Genomic DNA, 22,607 nt, shown 5'->3' with positions numbered 1-22,607 from the left:
CATGTACCCTACAGTACAGGCAAACAGAGATATGAAAAAAAACTCCCTACTGGCAGCGTGCTTATTCACGCTCGCCGTGTCGATGGGAAGCGGGGCGGCGGTGGCGAAAACGCCGCCCGATCAGCTTATCATCGGCATGAATATGAATAACCTGCTCACCCTTGACCCGGCGGCGATGACCGGTAACGAAGTGGTGGGAATCGTGGTCAACCTCTACGACTCGCTGGTAGAGCTTGACCCTGAACAGCTCACCGACGTTAGGCCCGCGCTGGCGAAATCCTGGGATATCAGCCCCGACGGCAAAACCCTGACCTTTCATCTGCGCGACGACGTTAAGTTTCACTCCGGCAACCCGCTGACCGCCGCTGACGTGGTGTGGTCAATGCGGCGCATCCTGCACCTCAACCTGGCTCAGGCCTCGGTATGGAAATCCTATGGCTTCAGTAAGAAAAATATCGACAGCCAGGTCAGCGCGCCGGACCGCTTCACGGTGCAAATCGAGTTACCCAAAGATAACGATCCGCAGCTGGTGATTTACTCGCTGGCGGCGCTGGGCAACCTCGGGGTGCTGGACAGTAAAACGGTGCAAAGCCACCAGCAGGATAACGACTGGGGTAACCGCTGGCTGACCACCCATGAAGCCGGTTCCGGGCCGTTTACGCTGGAAACCTGGCAGGCAAAAGATGTGCTGCGCATGAAGCGCAATCCTGACTACTGGCGCGGCGAGGCGAAAATGAGCCGCGTGGTGCTGCGCCATTTCCAGGAGTCGCAAACCCTGCGTCTGATGATCGAAAAAGGCGACCTCGATATTGCCAACAATATGGCGGTTTCCGATATTAACGCCCTGCGCAGCGACCCGCAGCTGACCGTCGATGCGGTGCAGCGCGGCACCATGTACTACGTGGCGATGAGCATGAAAGAGGCGCACTTCGCCCAGCCGAAAGTGCGCGAAGCGGTGCGCTATCTGATTGATTACCAGGGTATCAATAAAGCGCTGATGCCGGGCTACGGCGTGCTGCATCAGCGACCGATTAAGGCGGGCATGCCGTCTACGCTGCCTGACCCTGGCTATAAGCTGGACGTGGCGCGGGCGAAAAAGCTGCTGGCGGAAGCGGGTTATCCCAACGGCTTTGATACCACGCTGCGGGTCCTCTCCGATCAGCCATTTCTTAACATCGCTATCGCCGTGCAGTCGACGCTGATGCAGGCGGGGATTAACGCCAAAATCATCACCGGCACCGGTAACCAGATCTACGGCGCGATGCGCGAGCGTAAATTTGACCTGCTGGTAGGACGCGGCGGCAGCGGAATGGAGCCGCATCCGCACTCCAGCCTGCGCGCGCTGGTCTATAACCCGGATAACAGCGATGAGGCGCGTCTGACCAACTTTCAGGGCTGGCGTACCGGTTTTTACGACCCGCAGCTCAATACGATGATTGACCAGGCCCTGCTGGAACGCGATCCGCAAAAACAGGTGGCTGACTACCAGGCCATCCAGGCGCGCTACGACCAGCTGGTTCCGGCTTTAATTCCGCTTTCGCAGATGGTCGATTCCGTGGTGGTGCGCAACGAGGTACGAGAGTATCAGCCGCACCCCTCCGCCACCACTTTTCTGCGTGACGTCTATAAAGTCCGCGAAGGAGAGAAAGGATGAGTACCGCAATCCTTGCGCCCGGCTCACGCGGCCGGCGCTTATCCAAACGGCTGCTGCAGGTGGTGATTACGCTGTTCGGCCTGCTGCTGCTGACCTTTACCATTGGCCGCGTCATGCCTATCGACCCGGTGCTGGCGATCGTCGGTCCGGATGCTGACCAGAGTACCTATCAGCAGGTTTACCAGCAGCTGGGGTTTGATAAATCGCTGGCCACCCAGTTTGGCATCTATTTCGTCAACCTGCTGCACGGCGATCTGGGCAATGCGCTGCTGACCGGGAAACCGGTGGTGGACGATATTATCCGCGTCTTCCCGGCCACCATGGAGCTGGCGACGATGGCGATTCTCGTCGGCGCGGGTCTCGGAATTCCGCTGGGCGTGCTGGCGGCGGCGCGACGCAATAGCTTCTCCGATTATGTGGTACGCATTATCAGCCTGGCGGGCTACTCGACGCCGATTTTCTGGGTCGGAATGATGGGGCTGCTGGTTTTCTATGCCTGGCTCGGCTGGGTGGGCGGCGCCGGGCGGGTAGACCTCGGTCTGGACGGCATTGTGCCGCGCCGTACCGGCCTGATGACCGTTGATGCGCTGCTGGCAGGAAACGGACAGGTGTTCTGGAACGCCATTAATCATCTGATTCTTCCCGCCTCGCTGCTGGGTTTTCACTCGCTGGCTTATATCAGCCGTATGACCCGCAGCTTTATGCTGGCCCAGCTGTCGCAGGAGTTCATTATTACCGCGAGGGTGAAAGGGCTGACCGAGCGTCAGGTTATCTGGAACCATGCGTTTCGTAACATCCTCGTGCAGCTGCTGACGGTGGTGGCGCTGGCCTACGGCGCGCTGCTGGAAGGCGCGGTGCTGATTGAAACCGTCTTCTCATGGCCGGGTTTCGGCTCCTATCTTACCGGTAGCCTGCTGCTGGGCGATATGAATGCGGTGATGGGCTGCGTGCTGCTGGTGGGAGTGATCTTCGTGATGCTCAACCTGCTCTCCGACATGCTGTATCAATTCTTTGACCCGAGGACAAAATCATGACCGTTTCTCTGGATTCGCCGCTTTCGGGCGGTGCGGGCGAAGGCCGTCAGCGGCTGCAACGCGCGGCGGCGCGGGCCGTCGGGTTTATCGGCAAAATGGCGCGCAACCCGCTAACGGCCATCGGCGGAGGAATTATCTTTCTGCTGCTGGTGGTGGCGATTTTCGCGCCGCTGATTGCGCCTTATAACCCGCTGGTGCAGGACCTGAACAGCGCGCTGGTCGCGCCGAATGCGCAGCACTGGTTCGGCACCGATGAGTTTGGCCGGGATATCTTTAGTCGCCTGGTGTACGGCTCGCGCATCACGCTCTATATCGTGCTGCTGGTCTCGGTGACCGTCGGTCCGCTCGGGCTGCTGCTGGGCGTCAGCGCCGGCTATTTCGGCGGTAAAGTCGATATGGTGCTGATGCGCGTCACCGATATTTTCATCTCCTTCCCGAGTCTGGTTCTGGCGCTGGCGTTTGTCGCCGCCTTAGGGCCGGGGCTGGAGCATGTGGTTATCGCCATCACGCTTACCGCCTGGCCGCCGATAGCCCGTCTGGCGCGCGCCGAAACGCTCTCTCTGCGCCAGGCCGATTTTATCTCCGCCGTGCGTCTGCAGGGCGCTTCATCGTCCCGTGTCCTCTGGCGCCATATCGTGCCGCTGTGTCTGCCCTCGGTCATTATCCGTATCACCATGAATATGGCCGGGATCATTCTGACCGCGGCCGGTCTCGGCTTTCTCGGGCTCGGCGCGCAGCCGCCGGAGCCGGAGTGGGGAGCGATGATCTCCAGCGGGCGCACTTATATGATGGAGTGCTGGTGGGTCGTAACAATTCCGGGGCTGGCGATTCTGATCAACAGCTTAGCGTTCAACTTCTTAGGAGATGGCCTACGTGACATCCTCGATCCCCGCAGTGAATAATGCTCCGCTGCTCGACGTGCGCGATCTGTGCGTCGACTTTGTTAACGGCAGCGCGGTGACCCATGCCGTGCGCGGCGTCTCCTTCCAGCTGGGGCGCGAAAAGCTGGCGATTGTCGGCGAGTCCGGTTCGGGTAAGTCCACCGTTGGGCGCGCGCTGCTGCAGCTGCATCCGAAAAAGGCCCGCGTCAGCGCCAGCCGCATGCAGTTTGCCGACCTCGATCTGCAGCATCTTAGCGAAGCGCAGATGCGCGGCGTACGCGGCAAACGTATCTCTATGATTATGCAGGACCCGAAATATTCGCTTAATCCGGTGGTCTGCGTGGGTAAGCAAATCGCCGAGGCCTGGCTTACTCATCATCCCGGGCGCAAAGATGAGGCGAAAGCCAGGGCGCTGGAGATGCTGGAGGTAGTGCGTATTCGCCAGCCGGAGCGCGTTTATCAGCTTTATCCGCATGAAATATCCGGCGGACAGGGGCAGCGCATCATGATCGCCATGATGCTGATTACCGACCCGGAACTGATCATTGCCGATGAGCCCACCTCCGCGCTGGATGTGTCGGTGCGCCTGCAGGTGCTGGGCCTGCTGGATGACCTGGTTCAGTCGCGCGGGCTGGGGCTGATTTTTATCAGCCACGATATCAACCTGGTGCGCAGCTTCTGCGACCGCGTACTGGTGATGTACGCCGGACGGGTAGTGGAGTCCATCGCTGCTAAAGATCTCGATAACGCCCGTCATCCCTATACTCAGGGATTGATTAACTCGCTGCCGGATATGCAGCATCGTCGCCCGATACTGCCGGTGCTGCAGCGTCAGGCCAGCTGGTTAACGGAATAAGGAGCGGATGATGATTGAAGTTCAACATCTCAACCTCGCGTTTGGCGAGGGGGAGAAGCGTAACCAGGTGCTGTATGACGTCAGTTTCCACGTTAAGCCCGGCGAGATCTACGGTCTGGTAGGCGAGTCCGGCTCCGGTAAAACGACGGTGCTCAAGTGCCTGGCGGGGCTGTTTACCCACTGGCAGGGGGTGCTGGCCATCGATGGTCAGCGCTTAGGGCATGAAATTAGCCGCAGGCGCTGCCGTCAGGTGCAAATGGTATTTCAGGACCCCTACGGATCGCTGCATCCTCGTCACACCATTGGCGATATCCTCGAAGAGCCGCTGCAGATCCATCGTATCAACGACCGCGACCGGCGGATCAATGCGCTGCTGGACAAAGTTGGCCTCAACCGTGCCTTTCGCGAGCGCTATCCGCATCAGCTCTCCGGCGGGCAGCGGCAGCGCGTGGCGATAGCCAGAGCGCTGATTCTTGAGCCTCAGGTACTGCTGCTGGATGAGCCGACGTCGGCGCTGGATGTGTCGGTGCAGGCGGAGATCCTCAATCTGCTGGCAGAATTGCAGCAGGAGGCTAAGCTCACTTACCTGATGGTTACTCACGATCTCGGGGTTATTGCCCATTTATGCCAGACCGTGGCGGTGATGCAGTACGGGAAGATCCTTGAAACCCTGACGGTCGATGCGCTGGTCAGCGGCGAGGCGCGGACGGCCTATACGCAGATGCTGGTCAACGCCAGTCGGCAATATACGCGCGAAATGGCGCGCGAGGTGGCGGCATACTAAGCTTTATGGCGCATTTGTCACGCGGGAAATGCGCCCATTTTATAGATAAAACTTTGAAACGATATGTAGTTATAGTTATAAATATCGTCTATTAATGTAAATGTGGTATTTAGATCTAAAATGAAAGTATCTGTTGTGTGAATGCATCTTTTACGAATTATAACTTGTATTTATTATTTTTTTTTTTTTTTGAAATAAATAGCCAATTTCAATTCGAAGTACAAAATATTCCGTTCTGTAAATTCATTTAAACCTTGCTAATAACAAGGAAAACTGCGTATTACGCCTCCAGATCTGCTGAGTAATAGAGTAAACTCGCCTGCGAATAATCTTAAGATATCATCAACGTCATGGCGGATTACCCTATTTATAGTAGGGTACCCCCTGCCGCCCATCCACGTGATTACTATTCTCAGAGAACAGGATGGAAAAAATATATACGATTAATGGAAGAATTGCCTTTTTTCCTCAGCGTAGCGCTCTAATACTTATTGCTGACGAGACGAAAACGGTTTCCTTAAATATGCCGGCCAGCCGCTGTTTATTACTGCTTATTCAGCATGATGGCAATACTGTTGCCCGCGAAACCTTTTTTGAGGAAGTGTGGATAAAGCATGGCGCCCAGGTAACCAGCAACGGTTTTTATCAGAATATTTCCCTGTTACGTCGGGCATTTAAGGAGCTGGGGGTAGACGAGGATATTATTATTACGGTGTCGAGGGTAGGCGTCAGGCTGGATGCAACATTAACGGTTACGGAATCTCAGCCGCGCGATGTAGAGAAGGCACCGACGGCGGAGGAGCCACAAGCGCCCGTTGACGAGCCTGTTCATAAGGAGGTCGCAGCTGCGAGTTTGCCCGAAAAAAAGCGGTTAAGGCCGCGACGCTCTCTTTTGTGGGGGCTTGCGGCGCTGCTGAGTAGTCTGGTTTGTGGATTTGTTGCGTGGCAAACAGAATTCGAATCTTATTTGCAAAGTTATTCGCCCATAATTGCTAAATTTTCGCAACAATGTCACTTCTTTGCCAATAATGACGTAGTTGACCATGTTCGTCATGTCAATTTTATCAAGCGCAGTAAATTTGAATGCGAAGAATATCCATGGATTTATTTGACGCTTTATCCCGGGCAAGCGCGGGTGTCGGTGATTCGCTGCCGTCAGCCATTTAGTCAATGGCGTGATAATCAATGCCTCACCAAATATTACATTAAGGAGGTAGTCAATGCGCCGGCGTGAAATTAAATGGTTAATCGCTATCGTATTTATCGGAGTATTAAGCGGTATGACGATAAAATCCTGGCAATACTGGCAGCGCAATCATTTCCAGTGCAGCGGTGAGATGCGGCTATTAAACTCAGGTTATCAGGGCGATATTTCATTACGCTTCGTATTTGATAGCACCCGTGGGCTGGTGATTGTCCGGGGAGAGATTACGCCGCCGCAGGGTGAATCGTTTACCATCAACCAGAACATCTGGTTTAGCTTTACCCGCGACGGCCAGCACTACTTCCTGCGATCGGAAACCGTCTCTGTCAGCATCGGCGAAACCGAGCAGGAGAAGCATATTAACAACATCCTGCCCAAGTTTTTCCTGCAGCCGCAGGTGCCGTTTTACCTTAATATTCAGCGGCTCAATCAACGAACCCGGCTGCTGTATACCAGCCGGGCGCCGTCTTTGCTTTGCGAAACCTGATCAACGTAGCAGCGGGCAGTCGGGCGGCAGCCGGCAGCGCAGGGCCGCCGGTAACAGCTCCATGCGGAAAGTTTTGCCGGTCAGCGGCTCGCCGTCGAGGTTAAACGTCATCTCATGAGGGGCGGTGATCTCAAACCAGGAGGAAACGCCGTCGACAATATTCGGCGAGTTTTCCGGATTCGCCAGGGTGCTGAAGAGGGCAGGGATCAGCTCTTCGCCGGTGAAAATGCGCAGATGCAGCAGGCCATCGTTAATCAACGCCTCCGGACACAGCTGCTGGCCGCCGCCGGCCTGACGCCCGTTGCCGATGCCGATGACCAGCGCATCGCCCTGCCAGTGAAAGTTCTCTCCGCGGATCTCGCAGCGGTCCGGCTTCAGGGTATCCATGCGCATCAGGCCGTGGATTAAATAAGAGACACCGCCGAGCGCGGCTTTGAGCTTTTCCGGCGTTTCGGTGGTGATCCGGGTGCCGAACCCGCCGGTCGCCATATTAATAAAGCCGGTCTTATCATTAACCCGGGCTATATCTATCGGCACATCGCGGCCGACGATCGCCAGCTTCAGGGCGCTGGCCAGATCCTGCGGAATACCGACGCTGGTGGCGAAGTCGTTGGCCGTGCCCAGCGGTAAAATCCCCAGCGCCATCCTGCTGCCGCGCTCCACCAGCGCCGTCGCCACTTCATTAATGGTGCCGTCGCCGCCGCCGGCGATCACCGTTTCAACGTTCAGCTGCAGGGCTTCATCGATAAACCGCACGGCATCGCCCTTTTCCCAGGTGACGCGGACGTGAATATCGATCCCTTCGTCGCGCAACAGGTTAACCGCCTCGCGTAGCTGCGGTTCATTGGCACCTTTGCCGTTAAGGATCAGTAAGCTGGCAGGAAACGTAGACATCATCAAGGGAACCTTTATTGCTCAATGTTGCATAAAGTGTACCGCATGACGCCAGCGAAGACCGGAGGAGAGACAAAAAAATAAGCCCGCGTAAGGGAGATTACGCAGGCTAAGGAGGTGGTTCCTGGTACAACTAGCATTTATGGGTTATGTTTTTCAGCGAAATGGATGATACCTGTTTCGATCGAAACGGTATGTGATCCGATTCTAATATCCTTACATCGTGAAAAAATAACGCAAATTAACTAGTTACCGTGCGGATTTCTGGTTGTCTGACCAGTAAAGTTGCGCATCAGCAGCGCATACTGCAGGGGCAGGTCATCCGGCACAGGCAACCATACGGTATAGCCGTCGCCCGGGGCCACCGGCATGGCTTCGCCTTTGCCATTTTCCATATGCTCGAGGGTAAAGTTGACGTTACCCTGCGGGGTCATCAGTTCGAGACTGTCGCCAACGCTGAACTTATTTTTGACCGCCACAGCCGCCAGCGGGCCGTTACGCTCCCCGGTAAATTCGCCGACAAACTGCTGGCGCTCGGAGAGGGAGTAGCCGTACTCGTAGTTCTGATAATCGTCATGGGTATGGCGGCGCAGGAAGCCTTCGGTATACCCGCGATGGGCCAGCCCTTCCAGCGTTTCCAGCAGGCTGGTATCGAACGGTTTGCCGGCGGCAGCGTCGTCGATCGCCTTGCGGTAAACCTGTGCGGTGCGCGCGCAGTAATAGAAGGATTTGGTGCGGCCTTCGATCTTCAGCGAGTGAACGCCCATCTGGGTCAGACGCTCAACGTGGGCGATAGCCCGCAGATCTTTCGAGTTCATGATGTAGGTGCCGTGCTCGTCCTCGAAGGCGGTCATGTACTCGCCCGGGCGTTTGGCTTCCTCGATCATAAAGACTTTATCGGTCGGCGCGCCGATGCCGAGGGTTGGCTCCACCGTCTGCACCGGGATCGGCTCATATTTGTGGACGATGTTGCCGACGTCGTCCTCTTTGCCTTCCGCCACGTTATATTCCCAGCGGCAGGCGTTGGTGCAGGTGCCCTGGTTCGGGTCGCGCTTGTTGATATACCCGGAGAGCAGGCAGCGGCCGGAGTAGGCCATGCACAGCGCGCCGTGGACGAAAATCTCAATTTCCATCTCCGGCACCTGGCGGCGAATTTCTTCGATTTCATCCAGCGACAGTTCACGCGACAGGATCACGCGGGTCAGCCCCATCTGCTGCCAGAATTTGACCGTCGCCCAGTTGACGGCGTTGGCCTGCACCGAAAGATGGATCGGCATATCCGGAAAGTTTTCCCGCACCAGCATGATTAAACCCGGATCGGACATGATCAGCGCGTCCGGACCCATCTCCACCACCGGCTTCAGATCGCGAATAAACGTTTTCAGCTTGGCGTTATGCGGGGCGATGTTGACCACCACATAGAATTTTTTACCCAGCGCGTGGGCTTCATTGATGCCGAGCTGCAGATTTTCGTGATTGAATTCGTTGTTACGCACGCGCAGCGAGTAGCGCGGCTGGCCGGCATAAACGGCATCGGCGCCATAGGCGAAAGCGTAACGCATATTCTTCAGCGTTCCCGCCGGGGAAAGGAGTTCTGGTTTAAACATGGTGTTCTCGTTCTGATGACAGGTCAGATTCGCCGCACCCGGTGCGGCGAGTTGGGGGAGTGTCCCCACATTAAGGGCGGGCATTGTAGCGCCGCGGCGAAGGGGAGTAAATATCAGATGGGTATCTTTCAGCATGGCTAATTTGTTTGCCATTTTGAACCTGGGCAGTGCTCATACTGACAGCACTAATAACGCCTGGTGGGATAGGCTCTATGGAATTCCCCCGGGTTGCGGCGTAAACGCCTTACCCGGGATACGGATTGCAGACGGCGGTGAACGTGTAGCCCGGCTAAGCGCAGCGCGAGCCGGGAAAAGGCTAACTACGCCAGCCGGCAGGCGTCCGCTTCCCAGCGATAGCCAACGCCGTATACGGCGCGGATAAACGACTGTTCGGCGTCCAGCGCCTCCAGTTTGCGCCGCAGGTTCTTGATGTGGCTGTCGATGGTGCGGTCGGTCACTACCCGATAGTCGTCATACAGATGGTTGAGCAACTGTTCGCGGGAGAAGACCTTCCCCGGCTCCTGGGAGAGGGTTTTCAGCAGCCGGAACTCGGCGGGGGTGAGGTCCAGCAGCTTGTCGCGCCATGAGGCCTGAAAACGCCCCTCGTCGACTATCAGCGGGCTTTGGGCGTCCAGCGCCTGCAGGTCGCGCTGCGGCTTGCAGCGGCGGAGGATGGTTTTCACCCGGGCGACCACTTCCCGCGGGCTGTAGGGCTTGCAGATATAGTCGTCGGCGCCGATCTCCAGCCCCAGCAAGCGGTCGATCTCTTCGATTTTCGCCGTCACCATCACCACCGGAACGTCGGAGAAGCGGCGGATTTCCCGGCACAGCGTCAGGCCGTCGGTGCCGGGCAGCATCAGATCCAGCAGGATTAGATCCGGCGGGGTCTGCCGAACGTAGGGCAGGACCTTGTCGCCATGGTTAATCAGCGTAGGCGCATAGCCGGCGGCCTGCAGATAATCAATCAGCAGCTGGCCGAGCTTGGGTTCATCTTCCACGATCAAAATGCGCGGGGTGTTTTCATCTACAGGCAATTCAGTCATACGTCTCTCGGTAAATCATGTTCCAGAGGTAACTCAACTTTAATGCTAACCCCGCCAAAAGGCGAATGGTCGGCGCGCAGGGTGCCGCCGTGGGCCGCTACGATATTGAGGCAAATCGCCAGCCCGAGGCCGGAGCCGCCGCTGGCGCGGTTGCGCGATCCTTCCGCCCGATAAAAGCGTTCGCACAGGCGGGCCAGCTGCTCATTGCTGACCCCGGGGGCGCTGTCGGCGAAGTCGATCACCAGCATCCGTCCGCTGCGGCGGGCGGTAATGTGCAGGCTGCCGCCGCTGTCGGTATAGCGCAGGCTGTTCTCCAGCAGATTGTTGAAGAGCTGCATCAGGCGGTCGCGGTCGCCGAAGATCATCGCCTGCTCCGGGAGCGACACCTGAATGCTCAGCTGCCGGCCGGCGAAGCGCTCGCGAAACGCGCCTGCGGCCACCTCCAGCAGGGTGATGATATCCAGCGAGGTTTTCTGGTAGGCCAGCGCGCCCTCATCGGACATCGACAGCTGGTGAAGGTCGTCCACCAGCTTGGTGAGGGTGGCGACCTCGGCCTGCAGGGAGGGAATGGACTCAGGAGTGAAGCGCCGGACCCCGTCCTGAATTGCCTCCAGTTCGCCGCGCAGCACCGCCAGCGGGGTACGCAGTTCATGGGAGATGTCGGCCATCAGATCGCGACGCATCTGCTGGTTGCGCTCCAGGGTGCTGGCGAGCTGGTTAAAATCCTGCGCCAGGCGGCCGAGCTCATCGCCGCCGGTCACCGTCACGCGGGTGGAAAAGTCGCCCGCCGCCAGCTTATGGGTGCCTTCCACCAGCCGCTTCACCGGCGCCAGCAGGCCGCGGGCCAGCGGGAAGGTGGCCAGCGCGGCAAGCAGGGTGGCAAGGGCAACGATCAGCCAGCTGGTGCGCTTCTGCTGCCGGTCGAAGTTAATGTCGGTATTGCGGGTTAGCCGCTCCACCGGCGAGGCGATCACTCTGCCTACCTCCACGCCGTTGACCATAATGCTGCGCTGGCTGCCGTCCTCCGGCACGCGCTCGCGGGGGCCCACCAGCACGCGGCCAGACTGATCGACCACCCAGAACATGGTGCGCCAGCCGTGGGGCGGCATTTCCGGCCTCGGGCGCGGGCCGTCAGGGGGGCCATCCGGCGGCGGCCCGTCCGGACCGGCGTCCGGCGCGTCCATCGCCCCCGGCTTCATGGCGTGCCCCGGCGGCGAGCGGTCGTCATTATCCCGTTCGAAGGTGCGCAGCAGCTGGAAGATAAAGCGGTCATTATTACGCAGAAACGCCCAACTGCCGTGCTGGGCATACTGCTCGCTCAGCGCGTCGCTGAGCATGGTTAACCGCTGCTCATTGCCGCGCTTGATGTAATCGATAAACCCGCGTTCGAAACTGATGCGCACCGCCCAGTGCATGCTGATCAGCAGCACGATGCAGGTGGCGAAAATAGCGAGGAACAGCTTACCGGTAATGCCCGGGCGCCAAAATTTCACGATCCACTCCTGTTGCGTCGACGAATGACGGTATTACTGCCGACGTCATCCGGTACCCGGGAAAAGATGAGCGCTGGCAGGGCGATGATCGCCGCCATGCTCAGATAGGTATAGAGAAAGACCTGATGGGTGCCGGCGGCGTCGAGGCTCAGATGCTGCTGGCCGTACAGCCCCAGCAGCAGCCCGGCGATGGTCACGCCAATACTCATCGACAACTGCATCACCATCGACAGCAGACTGTTGCCGCTGCTGGCCAGATCGTCGGGGAGATCTTTCAGGGTCAGGGTATTCATCGAGGAGAAGCGGCTGGCGTTGATCATCCCCTGCAGAAACAGGATCAGCGGCAGCACGTAATACCAGCCCGCCAGGGCGCTAAACATAAACAGCAGGCTGACCGCCGCCAGCCCCAGAGTGCTGGCGACCAGCACCCGACGATAGCCGAAGCGGTTGACCACCTGGACCACGATCCGCTTCATCCCCATGCTGCCGAGCACCATCGGGATCATCATCAGCCCGGCGTGGAAGGGGCTAAAGCCGAGGCCGATCTGCAGAAACACCGGGGTCATAAACGGCAGCATGCCGCTGCCGACGCGCCCGGCGAAGCTGCCGCCGAGGCCAAGGGAGAAGGTGCGGTTGCGAAACAGGTTGAGGCTGAACAGCGCCCGGGCGTTACCGCGGGCATGCCAAAGATACAGCAGCAGGGCGGCGAGGCCGATGACCACCAGTCCCGCCAGCCAGGCGGGGGAAATGCCGAGCCCTTTCTGGCCGTCCAGGGCCAGGGTCAGGGTCGCCATCCCGGCCGCCAGCAGCACAAAGCCGGCGAGATCGAAGCGCCGGGTCTGCATGGTGTAGTTGGGCATCAGGCAGAGGGTGGCGATGGCCCCGACGATCCCCACCGGGATGTTAATAAGGAAGATCCAGTGCCAGGAGGCGTACTCCACCAGCACCCCGCCCAGCGCCGGGCCGAGCAGGGGGCCGACCTGCCCCGGCAGGGTAACGAAGGTCATCGCCGCCATGTACTGATCGCGCGGGACGATCTTCATCACCGTCAGGCGGCCGACCGGCACCATCATCGCGCCGCCGACACCCTGCAGCACCCGGGCCATCACCAGCTGGTCGAGGGTACTGGCCTGGGCGCAAAACAGCGATCCGGCGGTAAACAGCACGATGGCGGTAAAGAAAATATTGCGCACCCCGACCCGGTCGGCCAGCCAGCCGCTGGCCGGGAGCATCACCGCCACCGTCAGGACATAGGAGACGATGATCATATGCATATGCAGCGGACTCTCCCCGAGGCTTTTGGCCATCGAGGGGAGGGCGGTGTTGACGATGGTGGTGTCCAGCGACTGCATAAAGAAGCCGAACGCCACTATCCATAGCTGCCAGCGCACGCTGGCCGGGAGGTCTGTCATCTTATTCGCTTACCGGTTGAGTGGAATGACGCGAAAAACGCAGCCGCAAACGGTCAAAGAAAAGATAGACCACCGGCGTGGTGTAGAGCGTTAACAGCTGGCTCATCACCAGACCGCCGACGATGGTGATCCCCAGCGGCTGGCGCAGCTCGGAGCCGTCGCCGCCGGAGAGCACCAGCGGCAGGGCGCCGAACAGCGCGGCGAGGGTGGTCATCATAATCGGCCGGAAACGCAGCAGGCAGGCCTGGAAAATCGCCTCTTCCGGCGTCAGGTTGCCGGTGCGCTGCGCCTCAAGGGCAAAATCAACCATCATGATGGCGTTTTTCTTCACGATGCCAATTAATAACATGATCCCGATAAGGGCGATGAGGCTGAACGGGGCATCGAATATCTCCAGCGCCAGCAGCGCGCCCACCCCGGCGGAGGGCAGCGTCGAAAGGATGGTCAGCGGATGCACATAGCTCTCGTAGAGCATCCCCAGCACGATATAGACCGTGGCGATGGCCGCGAGGATCAGGATCACCTGCGCGTTCATGGTCTGCTGGAACACCTGAGCGGTACCGGCAAAGGAGCCGCGTACGGTGGACGGCACCCCGAGCTGGGTCATCGCGCGGTTAATCGCCTCGCTGGCTTCTGACAGCGAGCGGCCGGTGGGCAGGTTAAAGGAGATAGTGGACGCCGCCGACAGCCCCTGGTGGTTCACCGACAGCGGGGCGTTGGCTGGCTGCCATTTGGCGAAGTAGGCCAGCGGGATCGGCTTGCCCTCGCTGTTGATGACAAACATCTTATCCAGGGCGCTGACGTCCTGGGTATAGGCCGGGTCGACCTGCATCACCACTTTATACTGGTTCAGCGGCTGGTAGATGGTGGAGATCTGCCGCTGGCCGAAGGCATTGTTCAGCAGGTTGTTGGCGTCCTGAACGCTGATGCCAAGGCGCGACATGGTATCCCGGTCATAGACCAGGTCCATTTCGGCGCCATTATCCTGCTGATCCGAGTTGACGTCCGCCAGCTCAGGCAGCGCCGCCAGCGCTTTGCGGATCTTCGGCTCCCATTCGCGCAGCGCCGACAGGTCATCGGACAGCAGGGTGTACTGATAGCTGGCGTTCGACTGCCGGCCGCCGACGCGGATATCCTGCACCGCCATCAGGAACAGATTGGCCCCGGGCTCGTTGGCCAGCTTTTTGCGCAGCCGGTCGATCACCTGCTGCGCCGTCTCGTGGCGCTGGTCGCGCGGTTTGAGGGTGATAAACATCATCCCGCTGTTGACCCGCGAGCCGCCGGTAAACCCGGTGACGTTATCCACCGCCGGATCTTCGCGAATGATCTGCATAAAGTCCTGCAGCTTGCCGCGCATCGCCTGGAAGGAGATGCTCTGGTCGGCCTGAATGCCGCCCATCAGCACCCCGGTGTCCTGCTCCGGGAAGAAGGTTTTCGGGATCGAGATATAGAGCCAGACGCTGAGGGCGATGGTGCCCAGCACCACCAGGCCGGTCAGGCGGCTGTGCTTCAGCACCCATTTTAACGACTTACCATAGCCGCCCTGCATGGCCACCAGCAGGCGGCCAAAGCCGCGGTTGCGCGTCGGCTGGTGGGGTTTGCCGCTTTTCAGCAGCCAGCCGCACATCATCGGCGTCAGGGTGAGGGAGACCGCCAGCGAGATGCCGATCGCCACCGACAGGGTGACGGCGAACTCGCGCAGCAGGCGGCCGGGCAGGCCGCCCATCAGCAGCAGCGGCAAAAACACCGCCACCAGCGACAGGCTCATCGACAGGACGGTAAAGCCGACCTCGCGGCTCCCCTGCAGCGCCGCCTGCAGCGGTTTCATCCCCGCCTCCAGATGGCGGGAGATATTCTCCAGCACCACGATGGCGTCATCCACCACGAAGCCGGTGGCAATGGTCAGCGCCATCAGCGACAGGTTGTTAAGGCTGAAGCCGCACAGGTACATGGCGGCGAAGGTACCGATCAGCGAAACCGGAACCGCTACCGCCGGGATCAGCGTCGCGCGCCCGGAGCGCAGGAAGAGGAAGACCACCAGGATCACCAGCGCCACCGAGATCACCAGCGTCTGCTCCACCTCCTCCAGCGAGGCGCGAATAGTCGGCGAGCGGTCCTGGGCGATCTGCAGATCGATGGCCGCCGGAATGGTCTGCTGCAGCTCCGGCAGGCGGGCGCGGATGCTGTCCACCGTCTGGATGATATTGGCTTCCGGCAGTTTGCGGATCATCAGCAGGATCGCCGGTTTGGCGTTGGTCATCCCGGCGTTGCGCACGTCCTGCACCGAATCCGAGACGGTGGCGACATCCCCCAGCCGCACCGCGGCGCCGTTCTGGTAGTGGACGATCAGCGGCTGATAGTCGGCGGCGGTCTTCAGCTCATCGTTGGTCTGTACCTGCCAGCGGTGGGCGCTGTCCTCCAGCGCCCCCTGCGGTTTGCGCACGTTAGCGTCGCTGATGGCGGTACGCACCGCGTCCAGCGACACGCCCTGGTTGAACAGCGCCTGCGGGTTGAGGTCGACGCGCACCGCCGGCAGAGAGCTGCCGCCGACGTCGACATCGCCGACGCCGTCGATCTGCGCGATGGTCTGCGCCAGCTGGGTGGAGGCGAAATCATACAGCTCACCCTGGGAGTAGGTGTCCGAGGTCAGCGTCAGGATCATGATCGGCGCATCCGACGGGTTGGCTTTGCGGTAGGTCGGCCGGCTGGGCATCCCGCTCGGCAGCAGGCTTTGCGCGGCGTTGATCGCCGCCTGGACGTCGCGCGCCGCGCCGTTGATATCGCGGTCGAAGTTAAACTCGAGAATGATGCGGGTGCTGCCCAGCGAGCTGGAGGAGGTCATCTCATTGACCCCGGCAATCCGCCCCAGGGAGCGCTCCAGCGGGGTGGCCACCGACGAAGCCATGGTCTCCGGCGAGGCCCCCGGCAGCGAGGCGCTGACCATGATCACCGGGAAATCCACCTGCGGCAACGGGGCTACCGGCAGCAGCCGGAAGCCGAGAATGCCGCACAGGGTGATGGCCAGCGAGATAAGGATCGTCGCCACCGGGCGGTAAATGAAGAGGGCGAAAAACTTCACTTACGCCTCCTCTTCCTGACGCGGGAAGCGGCGCTTCAGATGCAGCGACAGGCGGTCGAACAGCAGGTAGATCACCGGGGTGGTGAACAGGGTCAGCACCTGGCTGAGCATCAGACCGCCGACCATGCCGATCCCCAGCGGACGCCGCAGCTCGGCGCCGACGCCGGTGCTCAGCATCAGCGGCAGGGCGCCGAGCAGGGCGGCGAGGGTGGTCATCAGGATCGGGCGAAAACGCAGCAGACAGGCCTGATAGATCGCCTCCCGCGGCGGCATGCCCTGCTCGCGCTCGGCGGCCAGCGCGAAGTCGATCATCATGATGGCGTTCTTCTTCACGATGCCGATCAGCAGAATAATGCCGATGATGGCGATCACGTCCAGCTCGCTGCCCGCCAGCCACAGCGCCAGCAGCGCCCCGACCCCGGCGGTGGGCAGGGTGGAGAGAATGGTGATCGGATGGATAAAGCTTTCATACAGCACCCCCAGTACGATATACATCGCCACCACCGCGGCCACGACCAGCCAGACGGTGCTGCCCAGCGCCGACTGGAAGGCCAGCGAGCTGCCCTGGAACTGGGTGCGGATATCGGTCGGGAAATCCAGCGACTGTTCGGCGGCGAGGATCGCCTCCACCGCTTCGCCGAGCGAATAGTTGTCCGGCACGTTAAACGAGATGGTGGTCACCGGGAACTGATCGAGGTGGTTCACCGACAGCGGGGTAAAACGCTGCTCCACCGTGGCGATGGCGGTCAGCGGCACGATGCCGCCGTCGCTGCTGGTCAGGCGGATATTATCCAACGCCGCCAGGCCCGGCGTCGCTTCGGTATTCTGCTCAAGCACCACGCGATACTGATTCGCCTGGGTGTAAATGGTGGAGATCAGCCGCTGGCCGAAGGCGTTGTACAGCGCGTTATCGACATCCGCCATCGAGATGCCGAGGCGGCTGGCGCTGTCCCGGTCCACCTTGATGTAGGCGGCCAGGCCTTTGTCCTGCCAGTCGCTGCTGACGTCGGCCAGCTGCGGCTGAGCCTTCAGGCGGCTGAGCAGCGGCGGCACCCAGGTGCTCAGCGCCTCGAGGGAGTTCGCCTGCAGAGTGAACTGGTACTGGGTGCGGCTCACCGTGGTGTCGATGGTCAGATCCTGGGTCGGCTGCAGATAGAGCGCCACGCCGGGGACGCCGGCCACCGCCTGCTGCAGACGGCTAATCACCGTCTGAACGCGGTCGTCGCGTTCATCCAGCGGCTTGAGGTTGATCTGCAGGCGGGCGCTGTTCAGCGCCGGGTTAGTGCCGTCGACGCCGACAAACGAGGTCAGGCTCTCCACCGCCGGATCCTTGAGGATAATGTCGGAAACCTGCTGCTGGCGCTGGGCCATGCTGGCAAAGGAGACCGACTGCGGCGCCTGGAGGGTGCCCTGGATAATGCCGTTATCCTGGAGCGGGAAGAAGCCTTTGGGAATAAAGATCCACAGCAGGATCGACAGCGCCAGGGTGCTCAGGGCGACGCCGAGCGTCAGCCACGGATGGTTCAGCACCCGGCTCAGCCAGCGGCCATAGACGGCGATCACCCGGTCAAAGAAGCGCTCGCTGGCCCGCGAGAAGCGGTTCTGCTTGCGCAGCGATTCGTGGCTTAACATGCGGGCGCACATCATCGGCGTCAGGGTCAGGGAGACCACCGCCGAGATAAGAATAGCGACGGCGAGGGTGACAGCGAATTCGCGGAACAGGCGGCCGACGATATCGCCCATAAACAGCAGCGGGATCAGCACCGCGATCAGCGAGAAGGTGAGGGAGATAATGGTGAAGCCAATTTCCCCTGCGCCTTTCAGCGCGGCGGCCAGCGGCTTCTCGCCTTTTTCGATATAGCGCGAGATGTTCTCGATCACCACGATGGCGTCATCCACCACAAAGCCGGTGGCGATGGTCAGGGCCATCAGCGTCAGGTTGTTGATGGAGAAATCAAGGAACACCATCACCGCGAAGGTGCCCACCAGCGACAGCGGCACCGCGACGCCGGGAATAATGGTCGCCGGGACGTTGCGCAGGAACAGATAGATGATCATCACCACCAGGGCGATGGCCAGCGTCAGCTCAAACTGCGTGTCGCGCACCGAGGCGCGAATATTGGTGGTCCGGTCGGAAAGAACCTGCACCTTCACCGATTTTGGCAGGCTCTCGGTGAGCTGCGGCAGCATCTGGCGAATGCTGTCGGCGGTGTCGATAATGTTGGCCCCCGGCTGACGCTGGACGTTCATCACGATGGCCCGCTGCTGGTTGGCCCACGCCCCCAGCCAGCTGTTCTCAGCGCCTTGTTCGACGCTGGCGACGTCGCCAAGGCGGATCGGCGCCCCGTTCTGATAAGCGATAATCAGCCGGCGGTAATCTTCCGCCGACTGCATCTGATCGTTAGCGGAAAGCGTCACCGCGCGGGCCGGGCCGTCGAGGCTGCCTTTCGCGGAGTTAACGTTGGCGCTGGTGATGGCGGTGCGCACGGTTTCGCTGGTCAGGCCGAGGGCGGCGATGGCCTGGGCGTTCAGCTTGACCCGCACCGCCGGGCGCTGGCCGCCGGCGAGGGTCACCAGACCGACGCCGGAAACCTGAGAAATCTTCTGCGCCACCCGGGTCTCCACCATATCCTCCACCTGGGTCATCGGAATGGCCGAGGAGGTGACGGCGAGGGTCATGATCGGCGGATCCGCCGGGTTGACCTTGCTGTAGACCGGCGGGTTGGGCAGATCGCTCGGCAGCAGGTTGGTGGCGGCGTTAATGGCCGCCTGCACTTCCTGCTCGGCGACGTCCAGCGGCAGGGTCAGCTGGAACTGGAGCGTGACGACCGAGGCGCCGCCGGAGCTTTGGGAGGACATCTGCTTAAGGCCGGACATCTGGCCGAACTGGCGCTCCAGCGGGGCGGTGATGGCGGAGGTCACCACGTCCGGGCTGGCGCCCGGATAGAGGGTGACCACCTGGATGGTCGGGTAATCGACCTCCGGCAGGGCGGAGACCGGCAGAAAACGGTAGCCGATGATCCCGGCCAGCAGGATCGCCACCATCAGCAGCGTGGTGGCCACCGGACGCATAATAAATAGCCGGGACGGGCCGCCGGTGCGGCCTGGGGGTAACACCTGCATCAGGAACGCGCTCCGTGTTTACCGCTCTGGCGCGGGGCGGGCTGCGCCTGCTCGCCGCTGCTGGCGGTGACAACTTCCACTTTCGCCCCTTCGGTCAGGCGGTCAATCCCGTCGGTGACCACGCGATCCCCGGCGGAAAGCCCGGCGCTGATCACCACTTTCTGGCTGTCCTGAATCCCCGGAGTGACGCTGTGTTTGCTGACCTTATTCTCATCGTTCAGCACCCATACAAAATGCCCTTCGTTGCCCATCTGCAGGGCGGCGGCAGGGATCACCACCGCGTTCTGCTGGGTATCCACCAGCAGGCGGGCATTAACGAACTGGTTGGGGAACAGGACGTCGTCCAGATTGCTAAAGCGCGCCTTCAGCTTGATGGTCCCGGTGATCGCATCGATCTGGTTGTCGAGGCTCAGCAGCTCCCCGACGCTGATTTTCTGCTTATTGGTGCGGTCCCAGGCTTCGACGCTGAGCGCTTTGCCCGCTTTCTGCGCCTGCACCACCGTGGCGATGGTGCTTTCCGGCAGGGTAAAGACCACGTCGATCGGGTGCGTCTGGGTGAGAACCACAATCCCGGTGGTATCCCCGCTGGAAATCTGGTTGCCAATATCCACCTGCTTTAAGCCGACGCGGCCGTCAATCGGCGCGGTGATGCGCGTCCAGTCGAGCTGCAGCTGGGCGCTGGCGACGGCCGCTTCATCGGCCTTCACGGTGCCGGCGGATTCCACCACCAGCGACTGCTGGGTGTCGAGCTCCTGGCGGGAGACGAGGTTGGTTTTCACCAGCTGCTGGTAACGGACCAGATCGCGGCGGGCGTTGGCCAGGGTGGCGTTATCTTTCGCCAGCTGACCCTGCGCCTGGGCGAGGGCCACCTTAAACTGGCTGGGGTCGATCTGCGCCAGCAGATCGCCGGCTTTGACCTGCTGCCCCTCCTGGAAGTGAAGGCTCAGCAGCTGGCCGTCGACCCGGCTGCGGACGGTGACGGTATTGGCCGCCGTCACGGTACCCAGTCCGGTAAGATAGCGCGGCACCGCTTGTTCGGTCGCGGTGGCGGCCTGCACCGGCGCCAGCGCGCCGCCAAAGCGACCATGGCGCGCGCCGCCCGGCCCCTGCGGACCCTGCCCGGCGGCGGGCGTCCCGCTGCCGCTCGTTCCACGATCGTGCCAGAACCAGTAGGCGGTCCCGGCGATAATCACTACCGCCAGCGCGGCGCCCCAACGACGTATGTTACTGCCTTTCATTAGTTTACGGTCTCATCCTGAAGCGTTTCGCTGAATGATACTAGTTTAGTGAGGGAAGGGGCCGTAAAAATGGAGGAATTATGAAAAGAAGGTTGAGAAATGTCTGGATAACGGCGGCGATGGCGGGCGGTCTCGCCGCCGATTTCCGGGGTGATATCAACTTTTAGTTTAAAAAAGTAAAAAATAGTTGTATCCGCAAGGGCTTTAATTAGATTTATGCGGTGAATAAATCAGTGCATTTCCATAATAATAAAATATGCACTTAAAAATCAACGTGTTGAATAATCAGGGGTCATTGCTGTGGCAAACGCAAACAAACTCACGCTCTTCATCGTCATTTTTATGCTGATGGGGATCCTCTCCGGCGCGGCTATTCATGCCTACGCGACGCCGACCACTATCTCCGCATGGGCAGACAACATCACGCTGCTGACCGATCTGTTTCTGCGCTTAATCAAAATGGTCATCGCGCCGTTGGTGTTCAGCACCCTGACGGTCGGTATTATGCGCCTCGGCGAGACGGCCACCATTGGCCGGGTGGGCGGTAAGGCGATGGTGTGGTTTATCACCTCGTCGGTATTGTCCATTCTCGTCGGGCTGGTGATCGTTACCTTGCAGCACCCGGGCGCCGGGCTAAACCTGACGGTACCGAAAGAGGCCGTGGATACCGGCCTGGCGGTCAGCGGCATGACCCTGAAAGGGTTCCTGTCGCATACCATTCCCACCAGCATCACCGAGGCGATGGCCAACAACGAGATCTTGCAGATTGTCGTGTTCTCGATGTTCTTTGGCATCGCCGGCGCGTCGCTGGGGGAGAAGTTTAATGCGCCGCTGGTGGCGGCCCTTAACGTGGTGTCGCACATTATGCTGAAGGTGACGGGCTATGTGATGTACGTTGCGCCGCTGGCCATCTTCGCCGCCATCTCGTCGGTGATTGCCTCGCAGGGGCTGGGAATTTTGCTCAACTACGCTTCGTTCATTGGCGGTTATTACCTGGCGGTGCTGCTGACCAGTGCGGTGCTGATTGCCGTCGGCTATATGGTGCTCAAGAAAGAGGTCTTCCGTCTGCTGAACATGCTGAAAGATCCGGTGCTGGTGGCCTTTACCACCAGCAGCTCGGAAGCGGCCTATCCGAAGACCCTCGAGCGGCTGGTGAAGTTTGGCTGTTCGCGCAATATCGTCTCGTTCGTCCTGCCGATTGGCTACTCATTCAACCTCGTCGGCTCGATGGTTTACTGCTCTTTCGCCGCGATGTTTATCGCTCAGGCCTATAACGTGTCGTTGAGCTTCAGCGAGATGACGGTCATGATGCTGACCCTGATGCTGGCCTCAAAAGGCATCGCCGGGGTGCCGCGCTCGGCGCTGGTGGTGCTGGCGGCCACCATTCCCAGCTTCCATATCCCGGTTGCCGGGATCCTGCTGCTGATGGGCATCGACCACTTCCTCGATATGGGGCGCTCCGCCATCAACGTGCTGGGCAACGGCATCGCCACCGCCATGCTGTCAAAAAATGAAGGTCTGCTCACCGACGAGGAGGCGCAGCCGGACTGGGAAGCGGAGAAAGTGGAAGCCTGATCCTGCCGCGCCCTCGCGCAGAGGGCGCCATTCCACATGGAAAAAAAGACCCCTGACAGGCACGTCAGGGGCAATGTGACGAAGTATCAGTTTTCCTCGTAAATAGTCTTTTTTCTTATATAAAGGCGCGCGGTAACGTCTTTATACCGAGGAAGCGTCAGAGTTTAACGTTATGTCTGGCAGCGCTGGCGCTTTTTTAGCATTCAGCGGCTATTTTCAGATTTCCGACAATATAGCCAGGTG

The 22,607-nt window shown here is 60.1% G+C and carries 16 protein-coding genes; 8 read left to right on the top strand and 8 right to left on the bottom strand.

The features are described from left to right. The first annotated feature begins 31 nt into the window (after positions 1 to 31). The 7 genes from ACOI7Z_RS09505 to ACOI7Z_RS09475 all read left to right on the top strand — a co-directional run bounded on the left by ACOI7Z_RS09505 (position 32) and on the right by ACOI7Z_RS09475 (position 6,900). The gene (locus ACOI7Z_RS09505; protein ID WP_087849491.1) at positions 32 to 1,654 is read left to right on the top strand and encodes an ABC transporter substrate-binding protein; all 1,623 of its coding nucleotides are present in this window, start codon (positions 32 to 34) and stop codon (positions 1,652 to 1,654) included. Beyond that, entirely contained in the window at positions 1,651 to 2,688 is a 1,038-nt protein-coding gene (locus tag ACOI7Z_RS09500; RefSeq protein WP_049592941.1) for an ABC transporter permease, read from the top strand. Before ACOI7Z_RS09505 ends, ACOI7Z_RS09500 begins: the two co-directional genes overlap by 4 nt. Next, positions 2,685 to 3,590 (top strand): ABC transporter permease, encoded by a 906-nt coding sequence (locus ACOI7Z_RS09495; RefSeq protein ID WP_004103766.1) that lies wholly within the window; start codon positions 2,685 to 2,687, stop codon positions 3,588 to 3,590. The genes ACOI7Z_RS09500 and ACOI7Z_RS09495 overlap by 4 nt, the downstream gene beginning before the upstream one ends. Next, positions 3,562 to 4,425, top strand: a complete 864-nt coding sequence (locus ACOI7Z_RS09490) for an ABC transporter ATP-binding protein (protein ID WP_004103764.1) — start codon at positions 3,562 to 3,564, stop codon at positions 4,423 to 4,425. Before ACOI7Z_RS09495 ends, ACOI7Z_RS09490 begins: the two co-directional genes overlap by 29 nt. A gap of 10 nt (positions 4,426 to 4,435) precedes the next feature. After that, on the top strand, positions 4,436 to 5,209 hold the full coding sequence (locus ACOI7Z_RS09485) for an ABC transporter ATP-binding protein (RefSeq protein WP_087849490.1): 774 nt from the start codon (positions 4,436 to 4,438) through the stop codon (positions 5,207 to 5,209). Positions 5,210 to 5,633: 424 nt separating this feature from the next. Next, complete coding sequence (locus ACOI7Z_RS09480) at positions 5,634 to 6,443, top strand: winged helix-turn-helix domain-containing protein (protein WP_087849489.1); 810 nt, start codon at positions 5,634 to 5,636, stop codon at positions 6,441 to 6,443. Further along, a complete protein-coding gene (locus ACOI7Z_RS09475) occupies positions 6,430 to 6,900 on the top strand; it encodes a hypothetical protein (RefSeq protein WP_080901730.1) in 471 nt (156 codons plus the stop codon). Before ACOI7Z_RS09480 ends, ACOI7Z_RS09475 begins: the two co-directional genes overlap by 14 nt. Here the strand turns inward: ACOI7Z_RS09475 and yegS are convergent, their stop codons facing one another. The 8 genes from yegS to ACOI7Z_RS09435 form a co-directional block, all read right to left on the bottom strand. Further along, on the bottom strand, positions 6,901 to 7,797 hold the full coding sequence (gene yegS / locus ACOI7Z_RS09470; protein WP_075202482.1) for a lipid kinase YegS: 897 nt from the start codon (positions 7,795 to 7,797) through the stop codon (positions 6,901 to 6,903). It abuts the gene before it with no gap. 242 nt (positions 7,798 to 8,039) lie between these two features. Continuing rightward, positions 8,040 to 9,401, bottom strand: coding sequence for a tRNA 5-hydroxyuridine modification protein YegQ (yegQ, locus tag ACOI7Z_RS09465; RefSeq protein ID WP_004201559.1), 1,362 nt, complete (start codon positions 9,399 to 9,401; stop codon positions 8,040 to 8,042). A 320-nt stretch (positions 9,402 to 9,721) separates the two neighbouring features. Beyond that, complete coding sequence (gene baeR, locus ACOI7Z_RS09460) at positions 9,722 to 10,444, bottom strand: two-component system response regulator BaeR (protein WP_023290397.1); 723 nt, start codon at positions 10,442 to 10,444, stop codon at positions 9,722 to 9,724. Further along, a complete protein-coding gene (baeS, locus tag ACOI7Z_RS09455) occupies positions 10,441 to 11,937 on the bottom strand; it encodes a two-component system sensor histidine kinase BaeS (RefSeq protein WP_087849488.1) in 1,497 nt (498 codons plus the stop codon). Before baeS ends, baeR begins: the two co-directional genes overlap by 4 nt. Continuing rightward, positions 11,934 to 13,349, bottom strand: coding sequence for an MFS transporter (locus ACOI7Z_RS09450; RefSeq protein WP_087849487.1), 1,416 nt, complete (start codon positions 13,347 to 13,349; stop codon positions 11,934 to 11,936). Before ACOI7Z_RS09450 ends, baeS begins: the two co-directional genes overlap by 4 nt. 1 nt (position 13,350) lies before the next feature. Further along, the gene (mdtC, locus tag ACOI7Z_RS09445) at positions 13,351 to 16,428 is read right to left on the bottom strand and encodes a multidrug efflux RND transporter permease subunit MdtC (protein ID WP_032453476.1); all 3,078 of its coding nucleotides are present in this window, start codon (positions 16,426 to 16,428) and stop codon (positions 13,351 to 13,353) included. After that, the gene (locus tag ACOI7Z_RS09440) at positions 16,429 to 19,551 is read right to left on the bottom strand and encodes an MdtB/MuxB family multidrug efflux RND transporter permease subunit (RefSeq protein ID WP_087849486.1); all 3,123 of its coding nucleotides are present in this window, start codon (positions 19,549 to 19,551) and stop codon (positions 16,429 to 16,431) included. Next, a complete protein-coding gene (locus ACOI7Z_RS09435) occupies positions 19,551 to 20,789 on the bottom strand; it encodes an MdtA/MuxA family multidrug efflux RND transporter periplasmic adaptor subunit (RefSeq protein WP_087849485.1) in 1,239 nt (412 codons plus the stop codon). The genes ACOI7Z_RS09440 and ACOI7Z_RS09435 overlap by 1 nt, the downstream gene beginning before the upstream one ends. A gap of 300 nt (positions 20,790 to 21,089) precedes the next feature. On the opposite strand from ACOI7Z_RS09435, the gene ACOI7Z_RS09430 reads away from it, so the two are divergent. Next, the gene (locus ACOI7Z_RS09430) at positions 21,090 to 22,364 is read left to right on the top strand and encodes a dicarboxylate/amino acid:cation symporter (RefSeq protein WP_087849484.1); all 1,275 of its coding nucleotides are present in this window, start codon (positions 21,090 to 21,092) and stop codon (positions 22,362 to 22,364) included. Positions 22,365 to 22,607 lie beyond the last annotated feature (243 nt).

Source organism: Klebsiella sp. C283 (genome assembly GCF_048822555.1).
In the GTDB taxonomy this organism is placed as follows: domain Bacteria; phylum Pseudomonadota; class Gammaproteobacteria; order Enterobacterales; family Enterobacteriaceae; genus Klebsiella; species Klebsiella quasipneumoniae.
Note: the sequence above shows the minus strand (reverse complement) of the source record. Positions and strands in the feature narration are given on the sequence as shown.